At 39.7% G+C, this 16,081-nt stretch carries 25 protein-coding genes; 20 read left to right on the top strand and 5 right to left on the bottom strand.

The window, feature by feature from the left end; genetic code table 11:
• Positions 1-90: 90 nt before the first annotated feature.
• The 3 genes from ACESZG_RS13620 to ACESZG_RS13610 all read left to right on the top strand — a co-directional run bounded on the left by ACESZG_RS13620 (position 91) and on the right by ACESZG_RS13610 (position 2,339).
• Positions 91-420, top strand: coding sequence for an antibiotic biosynthesis monooxygenase family protein (locus ACESZG_RS13620; RefSeq protein ID WP_055154018.1), 330 nt, complete (start codon positions 91-93; stop codon positions 418-420).
• A 343-nt stretch (positions 421-763) separates the two neighbouring features.
• Positions 764-1,519: an 8-oxo-dGTP diphosphatase gene (locus tag ACESZG_RS13615; RefSeq protein ID WP_025581238.1), complete on the top strand. Its 756-nt coding sequence runs from the start codon at positions 764-766 to the stop codon at positions 1,517-1,519.
• Positions 1,520-1,574: 55 nt separating this feature from the next.
• Entirely contained in the window at positions 1,575-2,339 is a 765-nt protein-coding gene (locus ACESZG_RS13610) for a hypothetical protein (protein ID WP_062808196.1), read from the top strand.
• 177 nt (positions 2,340-2,516) lie between these two features.
• Here ACESZG_RS13610 and ACESZG_RS13605 read toward each other — a convergent pair whose 3' ends face one another.
• Genes ACESZG_RS13605 through ACESZG_RS13590 form a run of 4 tightly spaced genes read right to left on the bottom strand, consistent with a single transcriptional unit; the run spans position 2,517 to position 4,178 of the window.
• Complete coding sequence (locus ACESZG_RS13605; RefSeq protein ID WP_227219045.1) at positions 2,517-3,314, bottom strand: YhfC family intramembrane metalloprotease; 798 nt, start codon at positions 3,312-3,314, stop codon at positions 2,517-2,519.
• Positions 3,315-3,333: 19 nt separating this feature from the next.
• Positions 3,334-3,636 (bottom strand): hypothetical protein, encoded by a 303-nt coding sequence (locus ACESZG_RS13600; protein ID WP_055154039.1) that lies wholly within the window; start codon positions 3,634-3,636, stop codon positions 3,334-3,336.
• Positions 3,637-3,645: 9 nt separating this feature from the next.
• A complete protein-coding gene (locus tag ACESZG_RS13595) occupies positions 3,646-3,852 on the bottom strand; it encodes a helix-turn-helix transcriptional regulator (protein WP_003865061.1) in 207 nt (68 codons plus the stop codon).
• Complete coding sequence (locus tag ACESZG_RS13590) at positions 3,849-4,178, bottom strand: DUF6442 family protein (protein WP_008705292.1); 330 nt, start codon at positions 4,176-4,178, stop codon at positions 3,849-3,851. The genes ACESZG_RS13595 and ACESZG_RS13590 overlap by 4 nt, the downstream gene beginning before the upstream one ends.
• 296 nt (positions 4,179-4,474) lie before the next feature.
• Here ACESZG_RS13590 and ACESZG_RS13585 point away from each other — a divergent pair, with 296 nt between their 5' ends.
• The 5 genes from ACESZG_RS13585 to ACESZG_RS13565 all read left to right on the top strand — a co-directional run bounded on the left by ACESZG_RS13585 (position 4,475) and on the right by ACESZG_RS13565 (position 8,474).
• The gene (locus ACESZG_RS13585; RefSeq protein WP_055054148.1) at positions 4,475-4,654 is read left to right on the top strand and encodes a hypothetical protein; all 180 of its coding nucleotides are present in this window, start codon (positions 4,475-4,477) and stop codon (positions 4,652-4,654) included.
• Between the two features lie 429 nt (positions 4,655-5,083).
• Positions 5,084-5,980, top strand: coding sequence for a helix-turn-helix domain-containing protein (locus ACESZG_RS13580; protein ID WP_008705290.1), 897 nt, complete (start codon positions 5,084-5,086; stop codon positions 5,978-5,980).
• A gap of 72 nt (positions 5,981-6,052) precedes the next feature.
• Positions 6,053-6,274: a winged helix-turn-helix transcriptional regulator gene (locus ACESZG_RS13575; protein ID WP_055154210.1), complete on the top strand. Its 222-nt coding sequence runs from the start codon at positions 6,053-6,055 to the stop codon at positions 6,272-6,274.
• A gap of 180 nt (positions 6,275-6,454) precedes the next feature.
• Entirely contained in the window at positions 6,455-6,760 is a 306-nt protein-coding gene (gene trxA, locus ACESZG_RS13570) for a thioredoxin (protein ID WP_118593370.1), read from the top strand.
• 22 nt (positions 6,761-6,782) lie between these two features.
• Positions 6,783-8,474, top strand: coding sequence for an FAD-dependent oxidoreductase (locus tag ACESZG_RS13565; protein WP_118339203.1), 1,692 nt, complete (start codon positions 6,783-6,785; stop codon positions 8,472-8,474).
• A gap of 118 nt (positions 8,475-8,592) precedes the next feature.
• Here ACESZG_RS13565 and ACESZG_RS13560 read toward each other — a convergent pair whose 3' ends face one another.
• Positions 8,593-9,276 (bottom strand): Crp/Fnr family transcriptional regulator, encoded by a 684-nt coding sequence (locus ACESZG_RS13560; RefSeq protein WP_055057808.1) that lies wholly within the window; start codon positions 9,274-9,276, stop codon positions 8,593-8,595.
• Positions 9,277-9,369: 93 nt separating this feature from the next.
• On the opposite strand from ACESZG_RS13560, the gene ACESZG_RS13555 reads away from it, so the two are divergent.
• From ACESZG_RS13555 to ACESZG_RS13500, 12 genes are all read left to right on the top strand, one after another.
• A complete protein-coding gene (locus ACESZG_RS13555) occupies positions 9,370-10,143 on the top strand; it encodes a NifB/NifX family molybdenum-iron cluster-binding protein (RefSeq protein ID WP_373218542.1) in 774 nt (257 codons plus the stop codon).
• A 98-nt stretch (positions 10,144-10,241) separates the two neighbouring features.
• Positions 10,242-10,520 (top strand): hypothetical protein, encoded by a 279-nt coding sequence (locus tag ACESZG_RS13550; protein ID WP_373218540.1) that lies wholly within the window; start codon positions 10,242-10,244, stop codon positions 10,518-10,520.
• A 55-nt stretch (positions 10,521-10,575) separates the two neighbouring features.
• Positions 10,576-10,908 carry a transporter substrate-binding domain-containing protein gene (locus tag ACESZG_RS13545; RefSeq protein ID WP_055059707.1) on the top strand — a complete coding sequence of 111 codons (333 nt, stop codon included), beginning with the start codon at positions 10,576-10,578 and terminating at the stop codon, positions 10,906-10,908.
• A complete protein-coding gene (locus ACESZG_RS13540) occupies positions 10,908-11,219 on the top strand; it encodes an EAL domain-containing protein (protein ID WP_373218538.1) in 312 nt (103 codons plus the stop codon). Before ACESZG_RS13545 ends, ACESZG_RS13540 begins: the two co-directional genes overlap by 1 nt.
• Before the next feature lie 120 nt (positions 11,220-11,339).
• Positions 11,340-11,609: a hypothetical protein gene (locus ACESZG_RS13535; RefSeq protein WP_008705279.1), complete on the top strand. Its 270-nt coding sequence runs from the start codon at positions 11,340-11,342 to the stop codon at positions 11,607-11,609.
• 159 nt (positions 11,610-11,768) lie between these two features.
• On the top strand, positions 11,769-12,668 hold the full coding sequence (locus tag ACESZG_RS13530) for an NAD(P)/FAD-dependent oxidoreductase (RefSeq protein WP_008705277.1): 900 nt from the start codon (positions 11,769-11,771) through the stop codon (positions 12,666-12,668).
• Positions 12,669-12,780: 112 nt separating this feature from the next.
• On the top strand, positions 12,781-13,650 hold the full coding sequence (locus tag ACESZG_RS13525; protein ID WP_022379859.1) for a 4Fe-4S binding protein: 870 nt from the start codon (positions 12,781-12,783) through the stop codon (positions 13,648-13,650).
• A 12-nt stretch (positions 13,651-13,662) separates the two neighbouring features.
• Positions 13,663-13,914: a sulfurtransferase TusA family protein gene (locus tag ACESZG_RS13520; protein ID WP_118593375.1), complete on the top strand. Its 252-nt coding sequence runs from the start codon at positions 13,663-13,665 to the stop codon at positions 13,912-13,914.
• Entirely contained in the window at positions 13,914-14,231 is a 318-nt protein-coding gene (gene trxA, locus ACESZG_RS13515) for a thioredoxin (protein WP_008705272.1), read from the top strand. Before ACESZG_RS13520 ends, trxA (ACESZG_RS13515) begins: the two co-directional genes overlap by 1 nt.
• Before the next feature lie 28 nt (positions 14,232-14,259).
• Positions 14,260-14,466, top strand: coding sequence for a sulfur carrier protein ThiS (thiS, locus tag ACESZG_RS13510; protein WP_196027692.1), 207 nt, complete (start codon positions 14,260-14,262; stop codon positions 14,464-14,466).
• A complete protein-coding gene (locus tag ACESZG_RS13505) occupies positions 14,467-15,303 on the top strand; it encodes a molybdopterin-synthase adenylyltransferase MoeB (RefSeq protein WP_008705270.1) in 837 nt (278 codons plus the stop codon). It begins immediately after the preceding gene.
• 36 nt (positions 15,304-15,339) lie between these two features.
• Positions 15,340-15,771, top strand: a complete 432-nt coding sequence (locus ACESZG_RS13500; RefSeq protein WP_055054157.1) for a M67 family metallopeptidase — start codon at positions 15,340-15,342, stop codon at positions 15,769-15,771.
• Positions 15,772-16,081: the final 310 nt, after the last annotated feature.

Below are 16,081 nucleotides of genomic sequence, written 5' to 3'. Positions count from 1 at the left end.
CTGCTTTTTTAATAAAAATAAAACTGCGCCACAGCCTTGGCAGGCCATCGCGCAGCGATTTTGTTCAATCGGAATTTGGAGGAAAGTATAATGAGTATAGTTGTTAATATATATTATTCCGGCGAAAATGGTTCTGCGCAAAAATTTGCAAAGGAGATGATTTCAAGCGGTACTGTTGATGCAATTAGAAATGAAGCGGGGAACATTAGATATGATTATTTTTTCCCTCTGGGAGATGAGGAAACTGTGCTACTGATTGACAGTTGGGAAAATCAAGAGAGCATTGACTTTCACCATCAATCACCCATGATGAATAAGATTGCGGAGTTAAGAGATAAATATAATCTTCACATGAAAGTAGAGCGATATCGGTCAGAAGATACGATTCCTGACACTGATCAAAAATATATAAGAAATTGACAACTTCCAATTTGCATATTTCATTAAAAGGCACATATTAAAATTATAGGTAATTGCGAAACAAGTTCGCAATTACCTAGTTGCTCAAAGTAGTGGCTTTTGTGTTTTTGATTTAGGGCAGGGTTCCCTAAATTGCTGGTTTTTTTGGAAGTGTATATACACTTCCTGTCCTTGCTATTTACCGGTGGCACAGCCGCCGGAAGAGAGTCTTTTGAAAAGAACCCTCTATAGATAAGGTATTCAGAGAAGAAAAATAGGACATCGCAGATCTGAGGTATGACGAAAGAAGGATTCTATGGTATAGTAAAATCTGAATGAGAAAAGAGGAAAAGAGGTCTTACCGATGTCACGGAAAAACCATGAAATGATAGATGGAAAATTACTGCAGACTGACAAGAAATATGCTCAGTTGAAATTAAAGCAGAAAGAGAAGATTGCAGAATGGATGTTCCAGGCAACCAGGGATTATTATATGAAAAAATACACTTTCCCAAACGACAAACATCTGGAAGAAGTGGTGGATATTGTGTATGAAAAAATTGAAGATGCAGAAATCTGGATTCCGTATGGAGAGGTATTCAAGCATTACAAATCCAAACGATCGGATATCAATAAACGTATCAGAAGATCTCTGAATGAAAAAGAAGAGAGTCGGATTGAGAAGGTTTGCTTTATGAATATGTGTATGATCCAAGATGACAAAGGAAATGTGCTGGCATTGGATAAAGTGAATGACAGCTATACAGGGACAACTTTTCCAGGTGGTCATGTGGAGCAGAACGAGATATTTCAAAAATCTATGATTCGGGAAGTTTGGGAAGAAACAGGTCTTACGATTGAAACACCGAAGCTCTGCGGTTTATATCATTGGCATAAGGGTGGAGTACATTATGTGATTACGCTGTACAGAGCTGATAGATTTATCGGAGAATTGACAAGTTCGGAGGAAGGGCAGGTGTATTGGATTCCGCTGGAAGAATTAAAAACCAAAGAATTGGCTACAGGTATGGAATACGTTTTACAGATCTTGGAGTCTGAGCAGGTGAATGAGTGTTATATGCATCTGGAAGCAGATGGATATGTTGGAGATTTATATTAAACGAAGTATCTACTTGGGATAAAATAGTTGTTGTGATGAAAATGGGAGAACAATAATGAATGAAAAATTAGAAATGGCAAAAAATTCCTTATATAATGCAAATGAAATAAAGGATATTAAAGAAAATCCGGTTGTTGAATCAGTTTTATTGGCACCTATAAAGGCAATCCCTGTTTTGGGGGATTTAATTGATTCATCAACAAATAAGTTATTAAATGATTTTCAGCAAAAGAAAGAACAGGAATTGTTAGATGTTATTTTGCAAGATGATCATTCTATAACATCGGAAATGGTAAATGATGTAGAGTTTATCATCAATTTTGCACGAGCAAAAGAGGCAGTGCAAAGGTTGGCAACGACCGATAAAGTTGAGTATTTTGGAAATCTTATACGAAATGGTTATTTGCAGGGGAAACATATAGATGGTAGTATTTTTGATGAATATATTCACATATTGAATACTATGTCGTATAGAGAAATACAATATTTAGTTGAATACAAAAAATATTGTGAAGATTCATCTAAAAGAGGTAAATCAACGAAACACATAAATGGTAGAACATATAGCAACAAATACGAATCGTTTTGCAATGAATATTCAAAGCAAATAAAGGTATCTCCAGGAGAAGTTGATTACGTGTTCTTACATATTAAACAAACGGGATTCATTGAGGAAGAATTTGAAACAGAGTCTGGAGATGTAGATGAAAATGATAATACATTTGACTCATTGGATGTTGAAAGTAAGGGATATTATATAACAAAAGAGTTTCTGGATTTTTATGAAATGGTTTTGAAAAGAAATGAAAATAATGGATAAATAAAAAACTACTTCTGTGAGGTTGACTTGCAGAAGTAGCTTTTTTTTAGATATTGGAGGGGGTAATAAATAAAGTTAATTGAATATCCAATCATCAAAAAGGGCACAAAAAACACCGTATTTCTACGGTGCGTTCTGTCAGATATATTCTGTTTTATGATAGCAGAAAACTGGAATTCACAGTTCTTCCATCCTTCCCATCTTCAGCGCCATAACAAGAGTTCCGGCTGCCATCACAAAGACACCAATTTCAATCACATAGATGGGAAGAAGCGCCGGACCTGCCACGGCAAAGAAGTCCACGATAAAATGAATCCCATATGCAAGAACCGCTGTAAAAGCCGCTGTCCTGCATTTGCCTGCCTTTACCGCTCGGTAGATTAGCAGTGACAACCCGATATGCAGAATGATGGCACTGATTCTTTCGATTCCGCTTACAAAAAAGAGTGGTGCCGGTGTTGTCCATAGGGCCGACAGCTGTGACACGGTCTGGTTTGCAGACTCAGCAGGAAGTGCCGCCAGCGTATTCTGCATGGCTCCGCTGTTGATCATCAGCATGGACACAAGATTGCTGATTCCGGAGAGTCCTCCGATCAGAATGGCCTCCACACCGCCATGCCCGATTCCATACATCAGTGCATTTGGAAAATCCAGCCATTTCTTCATCCAGAACTTCATGGCAATCAGTCTTCCAGTTTCTTCAAAAACCGCCGCAGCCAAAGCCGCGTATACATAGTAAAGCCATGGCCTGCTCTGTGCGTTCAGTCCGCAGAACTGAATGACAAGAACATGCAGCAGCTGCTCCAACAGCATGGCAAACAGCAGATAGGTTCCTGCTCCGATAAAGAACGAGGAAATCCTTGCCTTAAGCTTCACCCTTCCTGCAATGAACAAAGCAATCGGTACCCCCATCGAGAGGACAACGGAGCAGATAACTCCCGCTATCGCCAGACCTGATATTGTGTTCAATTCCATCTTTATACCTCCCTGATTCTCAAAAAATTCCTTTATTGTATTTGAACTGTCCATACAATATAAAGCCTAATCCGACAATAACTGCTGGAAGAATGATATAATCTATAATTATTTCACTCTGAAACGAAACAATAAAACCTAATACAAGAGATATTCCTATAATCAGCGTTCCTGTGCCGACTGTTTTTCCATACTTTGGTATATCTTCTTCCTTTACTTTTCGCCTGTTATAAGAGTGAATTGTGCTGATATTGCCTTTGATATTTACAATTCCCACAACAGATATGAACACTCCCAAAATCAACATTATAATATTTTCCATAATGACCTCCTAAAAATAGAATAGTTCCTCAAATTTTTTGTCCAATGCAATACAAAGAATTAGAGCCAATTTTGCAGTTGGATTAAACTGTCCTGTTTCAATAGAACTAATGGTATTTCTTGATACCCCTACCATTTCTGCAAGCTGAGCTTGAGAAAGATTTGCTTCTGTGCGAACTTCCTTTAAGTGATTTTTCAGTTGTAATTGTTCTTTCATATTCTCACCTCTAAAAGATGGCTAACAAATCCAACAAATGCCAAAATGGAAAGCACAAAAAACAGAACAGTCAAGACCAAATCGCTCTTTCGCTTCATTTTGATAAAACGAACTAACCATTGTGTTGCAATAATGCTGAAGTATATAACCCACGGACTGTAAATCATAGTATGAGCAAGCACAGAAGATAACAGCGAAAGCAAACAACACACTAAAACACCAACTCTGCTTGCGTGACTTCCGGCTTGATATACCACTTCCATTTCAGCCAAGTCCTTATTGCGATGTTCTTTTCTGCTTGCATTTAAGATTTCGTCCTTTTTCATAAAAACACCTCCATGCCAAGTTTTCTTTGCATATTTTAATTATACACATACAAAGTTTTCTTGTCAATAAAGTTCATAAAAAAGTTACAACCGATATAAGAGATAACTTTTCTACCACTTCGATTATGCGTTAGATTGGAATCTTGCTAGTGTGAAGTATTATATAACCAAATTGAAGGAAAAGAATTATCTGAAGAAGCATGGAAGTAGCCAAAAAGGGAAATGGGTGATATTAACAAAACGAGATTAACACTTGTATCAATTCATATTAAACTATGAAATGTAAGGAGAGAAAGATGCCTAGAAAACCATCATTAGACGGCAAAGATTCTAGTCTGAGAATCAGGATGTCACCAGAGCAAAAAGAAAAGCTAGTATTTTATGCAGAGAGACATTATCAGACTATGAGTAATGTAATATTCCAGGCGTTGGACATTCTTTACGCAAGAGAAGAACAACAAAATAATAAAGAGTAAAATGGAGTTATTTTGGAGTTTATTTCTTCATTTTTTAGCACTCCTCTTTGGCACTTTTTTGATAATCCCCTTTGTAAGAATCAGAAAATCCGATTCATACGGAGCACCAGAGAAAACATCAAAAAAAGACACAGAAACATAGAGAAAAAAATTAGAAGCCTTGCATCAGGGAACGTCCTGACGCAGGGCTTTTTCAGTCCTGAAAGAAAAGGGAAGAAAAATAGTGCAGTATCCCGGAAGCGCCGGAAAAGGAAGTTTTTACAAGTGAGTTTGCTAAAAAAATGCAAAGTGGGTGTGCGAAGGGACAGGACATATAAGCTTTGTATTCTATCTGGCAAACTAGACAGACTTAAAAGTCATATTCTACCTTCGAGGGGTATGCTTTTCATCTAAAATAGAGTACGATTAATAAAAAAAGGAGGTAGATGGATGGATCTTATCAAAATTGGAAAATATATTGCAGGTAAGCGAAAGTCATTGGGGATGACACAAAAGCAACTGGCAGAAAAATTAGGTATGAGTGATAAGTCTGTTTCTAAATGGGAGCGAGGAGTTTGCCTGCCGGATGTATCTGTTTATAAAGAACTTTGTTCAATTCTTGGTATTAGCCTCAATGAGTTTTTGGCTGGAGAAGATATAGCTCAAGAGAATATGATTCAGAAGTCAGAAACAAATATTATTGAAGTGATCAGAGATAATATAGATAAACAGAAATGTCTAAAGGTTATGAAATGTATATTATTAGTTATATCTATCTGTGCGGTATCAGTAATCGGATTTACCATATACCGTCTGAAAAAACCACAGAATTATATTTCTCCTGTTGCAAAGGATAGCATAGAAATGCAGACAGCAGAACTGCTTGCTGGACCGGATGGAGCATTTGTCTATAAGTTTATAACAACGGATGAATATAAAAAACTCAGATTACATATTTATCGATACGAATCAGGAAAATTGAGTGATCAGGACAAAGTTGAAATGGGATTTGAAGATATTGGTTCGCCAAAAAGTGGTGAAATCGTAATGGTGTCTGATTTCGATAATTATGTAATTAAGTTAATTATTTCTGGAGGTGGTAGTAGGTTGTCAACAGAAATTCCTATTTTAGAAAATGTAGAAAATAGAGAATACTATGGCAGAACAGCAACTGAAATAAAAAATGTCGTAGACATTAGATACGATAAGCAGCAGCCACTTATTGCCTTTGTTTATGATAATGATGAAATGAGTGTTCCGACTTTAGACGATTTTATAAATAGCCAAACAGATTTTCTTTCAAAAAATGATTATGTGTATTATGTGGCATTTGAGTTTTGTAAGTAATAGATTTGATAATATGTTTCGGATAGAGCTGTTCCGTAATTCATTTCCGGTGACAAATGAAAAAGAAAGGAGATAGAGTGGAGAACAGACCTTAACGATACACAGCAAAAGATTATAAAGTTGCTTTCAGAAGATCATCAATTATCAGCGGTTAAGTTAGCTGAAAAAATCGGGATTGTCAGTCGAAATATTGAGAATAATATTAAGAAGTTAAAAGAATATGGTATTCTCATAGGACATGGTTCTCCAAAGAATGGTTACTGGGAGATTATAGATAAAGATCTACAGGAGTGAGAAGTAAATTAATCCAAGATTAGTCAAATGCTGAGAGAAATAGACCTTCGCAGACGTAATGTTTGCGGAGGTTTTTTTGATAAAAAATTAATCACGATAATAATGTGATGATATCACAGAAAACAAATGAATTTCAGGTTATAATAAAGCCACAAAAGAAAAAACAAGGAGGACTGTAAAATGTCTGCTATTAATATCAATAAAAATAATTTTCAGAATGAAATAATGGATTCCGAGAAAACCGTTCTTTTGGATTTTTGGGCGCCTTGGTGTGCTCCCTGTCGTATGGTGGTTCCTGTCATAGAGGAGATTGCAGGTGAACGCCCTGATATCAAAGTTGGAAAGATCAATGTGGATGAGCAGCCTGAACTGGCAAGTAAATTTAGTATTATGAGTATCCCAACTTTGGTGGTTATGAAGAATGGGAAGATTGTACAACAGGTTTCAGGGGCGAGACCTAAGAAAGCGATTTTAGAAATGCTTTAATGAGGAAAGGTGGAAAAATAAGATGAAGGTAATAATCGTAGGCGGTGTAGCCGGAGGAGCTACAGCCGCAGCAAGAATACGCAGACTGGATGAACACGCAGAAATTATTGTGTTTGAAAGATCCGGATACATATCCTATGCGAATTGTGGGCTTCCATATTATATTGGAGACGTGATCACAGACCCGGAAGAACTTACATTACAGACACCAGAGAGCTTTTTTAAACGCTTTCGCATTAATATGAAAATTCATCATGAAGTTATCTCCATACATCTGGATCGTAAAACTGTTTCAGTGAAAAATTTGGAGAATGGTGAGATATTTGAAGAAAACTATGATAAGCTGATCCTTTCTCCAGGTGCAAAGCCAACACAGCCGAGACTTCCTGGAGTTAGTATTGATAAACTTTTTACACTTCGTACAGTAGAAGACACTTTTCGTATAAAGGAATATATAAATAAGAACCATCCAAAATCGGCTATATTGGCAGGTGGTGGCTTTATTGGTCTGGAACTGGCAGAAAATTTGAGAGAGCTTGGCATGGATGTTACAATTGTTCAACGGCCTAAGCAGCTGATGAATCCTTTTGATCCGGATATGGCATCCATGATCCATAATGAAATGAGAAAGCACGGGATAAAATTGGTACTGGGTTATACGGTAGAAGGATTTAGAGAAAAGGACAATGGAGTAGAGATTCTATTAAAAGATAATCCGTCCCTTCAGGCTGATATGGTGGTGCTGGCAATCGGCGTTACACCAGACACAGTATTAGCAAAAGAAGCCGGTCTGGAGCTTGGCATCAAGGGAAGTATCGTAGTGAATGACAGGATGGAAACTTCTGTATCGGATATTTATGCAGCAGGTGATGCAGTTCAGGTAAAACATTATGTTACGGGTGATGATGCGCTGATTTCTTTGGCTGGTCCAGCCAATAAGCAGGGAAGGATCATTGCTGATAATATTTGTGGTGGTGATAGCCATTATTTAGGAAGTCAGGGAAGCTCCGTTATCAAAGTGTTTGATATGACAGCAGCCACTACAGGTATCAATGAAACCAATGCCAAAAAGTCAGGATTAGAGGTAGATACAGTAATTCTTTCTCCTATGAGTCATGCCGGTTACTATCCTGGTGGAAAAGTGATGACCATGAAGGTAGTTTTTGAAAAAGAGACTTATCGTTTGCTTGGTGCTCAGATTATTGGATATGAAGGAGTTGATAAACGTATTGATGTGCTGGCAACAGCGATCCATGCAGGGCTGAAGGCAACCCAGTTGAAAGATCTGGATCTCGCATATGCACCGCCTTATTCCTCTGCAAAGGATCCTGTAAATATGGCCGGCTTCATGATAGACAATATAGCAAAAGGGACCTTAAAACAATGGCATTTGGAAGATATGGATAAGATTTCTAAAGATAAAAATGTGGTGTTGCTGGATGTGAGGACTGTAGGTGAATTTAACAGGGGTCATATGAAGGGATTCAACAATATTCCTGTAGATGAACTAAGGGAACGAATTAGTGAAATTGAGAAAGGAAAGCCTGTGTATCTGATATGCCAAAGTGGTCTGCGCAGTTACATTGCCAGCCGTATTCTGGAAGGAAATGGTTATGAAACATACAACTTTTCCGGTGGATTCCGCTTCTATGATACAGTGGTTAATGACCGTGCGCTGATAGAAATGGCATATGCATGTGGTATGGATTATTAAAAAATAATCACAATATTTTTATAATTTTCTCGTAGCATAAAAAGATCCCCCATTTATTAGAATGACTTTTATAATTCTGATAAATGGAGGATTCTTTTGATGTTACAGAAAAACAGTTTTATGATCTTTGTAGTGTTTCCAGTCTTTTCGAATCCAGGATTGTGATTTTGCCGCGGGAGAGTTTGACGAGTCCTTCGCCTTGAAAGTATCGAAGCATTCGAGTGATAACTTCCCTGTGGGAACCAAGATGATTAGCAATCGTCTCATGAGTGATTTTCAATTCATTTGTTCCTTCGATAGAGGTCTCTTCTAAAAGAAATGAAGCAATACGCTTATCTAAACTCTTCCACATGATTTGTTCAATCAGCCACATGACATCAGAAAAACGGGTAGCCATTAACTCATTGGTATAGTTTGCGACGGGAGCAGATTCCTTCATGATGTCCTTATAGATCTCAGCAGGGATGATCCAAAGATCAGTATCTTTTTCTGCTTCAATGGTTACTTCAAATTGAATGGAGCGTATGATACATGAGGCGGATAAAAGACACATATCCATATCGAACAGACGGTAAAGTGTAATCTCTCGTCCCTCATCTGAAAGTATGTAGGTTCGAAGCTGCCCGGATTTAACCAGTAATAATCCAGTACAGTCCAGGTTTCCGTTGTGAATGATCGTTCCTTTTTTTACATCCCGTGTGATTAAATTGTCTGAAATTATTTTTTTCTGTGCTGTATTTAAGTCATTCCATAGTGGAAAATAATTTTCGAAGTTCATAACAGTTATCTCCTTTACGAACATAGTATACTTGCTTTTTTTAGATGCGTCAATTACATAATTGACATATGCCCTTTATAGGACTATTATATAAGAAAAGCAAGAAAGGAGCAGTTTATGCCGAGACCAGTAAAATGCAGAAAAGTCTGCCATTTTCCGAATGTTTTAGAATTCCTTCCGGCAGATAATGCTGAGAAAAAAGTACCCATTGTTTTGACAGTAGATGAGTATGAGACAATTCGTCTTTTGGACAAAAAAGGTTACAGTCAGGAGCAGTGTGCAGTATCTATGCAGATCGCAAGAACAACGGTTCAACGAATTTATGAGATTGCCAGGAAGAAAATAGCAGATGCACTCATTGATGGACATCCACTTAGAATCGAGGGTGGGGATTTCAGAATTTGTGACGGTCAGAGCAGCAACTGTAGCTTTGGGGGTTGTTACAAACAGGAAATTTACAAAAAATATGCAGCAGAAAAAGGAGAAGGTATCATGAGAATAGCAGTAACATATGAAAATGGACAGATTTTCCAGCACTTTGGACACACAGAGACATTTAAGATTTATGATGTAGAAGAAGGGAAAGTGGTACATTCAGAGGTAGTAGATACCAATGGAAGCGGACATGGTGCATTGGCGGGAGTTCTTAATGCATTGAACGCAGATGTTTTGATCTGTGGCGGAATCGGAGGCGGCGCGCAGACAGCATTAGCGGCAGCTGGCATTAAGCTGTTTGGAGGAGTTTCCGGAGATGCAGATAAAGCGGTGGAAGCTTTTATTAATAAAACACTGGATTATAATCCGGATGTGAAGTGTTCTCATCACGAGCACAGCCACGGGGAAGGACATACATGTGGTGAGCATGGATGTGGAAGCCATAGCTGTAATTAAGAAGAATAGCAAAAAAATAATAATACGAAAGGATGTGTCAAGGCAATGGAGAAGTTACCGCAGCACATCCTTTTTGTGTTATTTTACAGAAAGACAGATTGTATTTTAAAGGAACAGATCGTGCAGTATTTCTTGATAAGAGAGAATTTACAGGACCAACCTACACACAAATCAAAGAAGCTGTAGATTTTGTATTGAGAAATATTCGACTCGGAGCAACGATTGATGGATTGGTGCGAAAAGAGAAATATGAGCTACTGCCGGAAGCAATCAGGGAAATTTTGTTTTTTGTTTGTATTCGATTGTCTGTGGTGGAAATGGGATTAAAAAGTAACACCTGGATTCTGTCAGGGGAAATGTTTGAGCGAGCATTATAAAGATACCTTTTTGGAGAATATTATGTTATAATCACTCAAGAGAGAGGTACGATAGATGAGTGGTAAGAAGAGAAATGTAATGTTGTTCGTTCTGCTGTTTACCTTGCTTCTGGGAGTAATCGTTCCGGTTCAGGCACAGTCGTACGGCGGGACAAAGACAATACGGGTGGCGTATCGTGAGGACGCAGACTTTATTAATAAAAGCAGCAGTGGAGTATACAAGGGATATGGAGTGGAATATCTGAATAAAATATCTCAGTATACCGGCTGGAGATATGAATATATCAATGAATCATGGGAAAATCAGCTGGCAGATCTGAAATCCGGAAAGGTAGACCTGATCTGCAATGCGCAGAAAACAGAGGCCAGGGAGGATTCCGTATTCTGATGGAGGATTTTGGAAGTGGATATTCTTCCCTGAATATGCTGAAAGAAGCTCCTGTTGATGAGATCAAACTGGATATGCGTTTCTTAAGTGCAGCAGATCCTTATGGAAGAGCAGAAGAAATCCTGCATATGATCATTACTATGGGAAATCATATGAAGCTTTCCATCATTGCGGAATGTGTGGAGACCGAACAGCAGAAGGTAATGCTTCAGGGGTTCGGCTGTAACAAGGCTCAGGGATATTTCTATGCCAGACCTATGAGGGAAGCAGAATATACAGAGCTGCTCAGAAAAGAAAAAGCAGAAAATTAGATGTACAGAAGGTTGAATAAAGGGCTGTCCGGGAATCATCAAAACCGGCAGCTCTTTGTCATCAGAAGACCAATCATATAAAAACTAATCATATAAACAAAAAAAGGAGAAAATTAAAAGATGTATTATGTACCAGACGGCACGAAAGAGTGCGGATATTATGAATGTAAAAAATGTGGCAACCGTTTTCTGTCTATGCAGACGATGAAGAGGATTCCATGCCCGGACTGTGAGGCTGAAATCGACTATGAGATCGGTCCGGACGAGTCACTGGAGGATGTGCTGGATACAGCAGAACTGATCCAGAAGATTGAGGGTGAAGAAGAGGTAGAGAAGATGGACACACTTCTGAGCCTTGCTCTGACCGGCGGAGATTACAGCTGGATCTAGTACAGCGAATATTAAGTAACTGCTATAACCTGAGTCCATAACGAATCCTAAAAAATTTTTATAATCTTATTTATTGACAGAGGAAATTATCGGTGTTATTATGTTTATTATAAAACATACTAATTCGATAGGAATAATAGGTGTAAAGGAACTGACGATATGAAATATGATGTAGGTATCATTGGAAGCGGTCCGGCGGGTTTAAGTGCGGCAATCTATGCAAAGAGGGCTAATCTGTCAGCCGTAGTGATAGAAAAAGAATATGAAGGAACCGGACAGATCGCAGAAAGCGGACAGGTAGATAACTATCCGGGATTTCCGGGCATCAGCGGTTATGATCTGGGTGAGAACTTCCGGGAACATGCAGTGAAGCTTGGGGTATCCTTCATGGAACAGGAAGTAACAGAGATAAAGAAAGAAGCTTCATCAGATTTTGAACTTGTATTTGCAGATGGTTCGCAGGTGGAAGCGAAAACCGTAATCTATGCGGCGGGAGCCACACCGCGAAGAGCGAATATTCCGGGAGAACAGGAATATGCAGGAAAGGGTGTCTCTTACTGTGCAATCTGTGACGGATCATTTTACAGAGGTAAATCAGTCGCAGTTCTTGGTGGTGGAGATACAGCACTTGATGATGCTGTTTACCTGGCGGATGTGGCAGAGAAAGTATATGTGATCCACAGGAGAAAGGAATTCCGAGGAGCAGCTGTTACAGTGGCGAAACTGAGAGAGAAGGAAAACGTTATCTTCGTACTGGAGCATCAGGTAAAAGAGATCATCGGAGAGCAGAAAGTAACCGGAGTAGTTCTGGAAGATGCAGCTGTGATAGATGTGAACGGTGTATTTGTTGCTTACGGAGCAGTACCACAGACAGATCTTCTGAAAAAATTTGCAGTACTGGATGATTCAGGTTATGTCAGAGCAGGGGAGACAGGAGAAACCGCTCTGGAAGGGCTGTATGTGGCAGGAGATGCAAGAACAAAGAAACTGCGTCAGGTGGTAACTGCGGTTTCGGATGGTGCCAATGCAGCAACCGCAGTGGCAGAATATCTGAAATAGAAGAAACTGAGAGAGTATTACGATAATTCAACCGGCTGTAAGGATACCGGACAGCCGCAGATCTGGAAAAATATTTGAAAAAACGCTCTAAAAACACAAAGGAGAGATAAAAATGGCACAGAAAGTAGATTATGCAGCCTTAAAAAAAGGCGGATATATGAGACAGAAACAGAAAGGTTACGGTTCCCTGAGACTGGCAGTGGTCGGTGGAAACCTGACTGCAGAGAATATTAAGACAGTAGCAGAAGTAGCAGAAAAATACGGCCGCGGATATGTACATATGACTTCCCGCCAGGGCATTGAGATTCCCTTTATTAAAGTGGAAGAACTGGCAGAGGTAAAAGAAGCACTGGCAAAAGGTGGTGTGGGAACCGGTGTGTGCGGACCACGTGTACGTACAGTTACAGCCTGTCAGGGTTCAGAGGTCTGTCCAAGCGGATGTATCGACACCTACACACTGGCAAAAGAGCTTGATGAGAGATATTTCGGACGGGAACTCCCGCATAAATTCAAATTTGGTGTTACAGGATGCCAGAATAACTGCCTGAAAGCAGAAGAAAACGATGTTGGAATCAAAGGCGGCATGAACATCGAATATAAGGAAGACGACTGTATTTCCTGTGGTGTGTGTGTGAAAGCCTGCAGACAGGATGCACTGAAGATGGTGGACGGCAAAATAGAACTGGATGCGCAGAAATGTAATCATTGTGGCCGCTGTGTAAAGAGCTGTCCGGTGGATGCATGGAAAGGAACTCCGGGATATATCGTATCTTTTGGAGGAACCTTCGGAAATAATATCTATAAAGGAGAAGAACTGCTTCCTCTGATCCCGGATAAAGAAACACTGTTTCGTGTGACAGATGCGGCAATTAATTTCTTTGAAAAAAATGCAAATCCAAGTGAACGTTTTCGCAAAACATTGCAGCGTGTGGGGGAAGAAGATTTCCGTAGTCAGCTGAAAGATGCGTATGAAGGACAGTGAAAGGAGAACATAATGGCTGAATTAGATTTTGAAGTAACCGATGAGGTTGATATTACCGATAAAGTATGCCCCCTGACATTCGTGAAGGCAAAAGTAACAATCGAAGAACTGGAGGATGGAGAGATTCTGGCTGTCCGCATGAACGATGGCGAACCAGTGCAGAATGTTCCGCGCAGCATGAAAGAAGAAGGGCATAAAGTACTGAAATTAACCGATAATGAAGATGGTACTTACACCATGTATGTAAGAAAGGTGGAAGACTGATGGCAGTACGGGTAAGCAAGACGGATTTTGAAGAGAAAGTCCTGAAGGAAAAACTTCCGGTTCTGGTGGATTTTTATTCAGATTCCTGCGTGGCGTGTAAAAAGCTGGCACCGGTTCTCGGAAATGCGGAAGACGATTATGAGGATAAGATTAAAGTATATAAAGTAAATACGAACTTTGATGTGGAGCTGGCAGAGCAGTATGAAGTGCAGGCAAATCCGACGTTGATCCTTTTTAAAGACGGACAGGCGAAAGACCGGAAAACAGGAGCATTGAAACAGGCAGAGTTAAACAGCTGGATTGAAGGATTACTCTAAAAAGAGAGCAGGCATAAAGGAGAAAAATATGTTTATCACAGTAGCAGGAGAGAAAAAAGAAGTAAAAGACGGACTGACACTTCCGGAACTGATCGCACAGGAAAATGTAGAGATGCCGGAATATGTAACCGTTTCTATTAATGAAGAATTTGTTGCATTAGAGGATAAAGAGTCTACCGTATTAAAAGAGGGAGACAATGTAGAATTTCTTTATTTCATGGGAGGTGGATGCTAAATGGCAATGACAGATGAACAGATCGAGCGTTATTCCCGTCACATCATCTTAAAAGAAGTGGGTGCAAAGGGACAGAAGAAGCTCCTGAAAGGAAAAGTACTGATCATCGGTGCAGGCGGTCTTGGTGCACCTGCGGCAATGTATCTGGCAGCGGCAGGTGTGGGAACAATCGGTATTGTGGATGCGGACGAGGTAGATCTTTCCAATCTGCAGAGACAGATCATCCACAGCACAGCAGATATCGGAAAAGCAAAGGTAAAATCAGCAAAGGAAACCATGAATGCCATGAATCCGGATGTGGAAGTAAAAACTTACCGGATGTTCGTAGACGCATCCAACATCCGCGAACTGATTCGAGAATATGATTTTATTATTGACGGAACTGATAATTTCCCGGCAAAATTTCTGATCAATGATGCATGTGTACTGGAGAAAAAACCATTTTCCCATGCAGGTATCATTCGTTTTAAAGGTCAGCTGATGACCTATGTACCCGGGGAAGGTCCATGTTACCGCTGCGTATTCAAGAATCCGCCGCCCAAGGATGCAGTTCCTACCTGTAAGCAGGCAGGTGTCATCGGAGCAATGGGAGGCGTCATCGGTTCCTTACAGGCAATGGAAGCAATCAAGTATCTGATCGGTGTAGGTGATCTTCTGACAGGATATCTTCTGACTTTTGATGCGCTGACAATGGAATTCCATAAGGTTAAACTGCCGAAGGATACTCATGACTGTGCAGTATGCGGAGATCATCCGACAATCCTGGAACCGATCGACTACGAGCAGGAGGTCTGTGAGGAAACAGCAGGCCGATTTGCCACAAGAGATGAGCAGTAAATACAAGAAAAACCTGATGCAAAACAGGAGAAAAGTATGGCTATAATAAGAATGAGAGATCATCTCTATGATGAGATCGTTAATTATGCAAAAGAGCATCTTCCGGAGGAAGCCTGCGGGCTTTTGGCCGGAGTGGAAACCGGGGAGGGAAGGGAAATCCGAAAGGTATATTTTCTGGAGAATAAAGATCATGCAGAAGATCACTTCACCCTGGATCCCAGAGACCAGATAAATGCGATCAGGGATATGCGTGCCAATGGATTGAAACCGCTGGGAAACTGGCATTCCCATCCGTCTTCTCCATCCCGTCCGTCAGTGGAGGATATCCGTCTTGCTTTTGATTCAAAGGCAAGTTATCTGATCCTGTCACTGATGGCGGACTATCCGGTATTGAACAGCTTTCATATTGAAGGTGGGGAATGGACAAAAGAGGATCTGAGGATTTATTCAGAAGAATATTATTTTTAAAGATTTACAGACAGGATAACAGAGGCAGAAATGTTTGAAGCAGGATTATTTGTGGAAACATTTCTGCCTCTGTTTATACTGTCAGCATATAAAAATTCCGTACATTGTAAAAGTATAGAGCAATCCTCGTAAATAATGCATCTTAATCCAGCCCATCAGAGTGTGAAATCCTGTGTCAGATATCTTTGCCTCAGCTCATCAGAGCATGAAATTTCCATAATAAAGTCGTGGCAAAATCATGTCAACTGCAGAATAAGGCTTGAAAGATTATGCAAAATAATGTAAACTCAAAGAGTTAAGATATGTAGAC

The organism is Blautia sp. Marseille-P2398, assembly GCF_964240315.1.
Lineage (GTDB): Bacteria > Bacillota > Clostridia > Lachnospirales > Lachnospiraceae > Blautia_A > Blautia_A wexlerae.
This window is presented reverse-complemented; position numbering and strand designations above follow the sequence as displayed.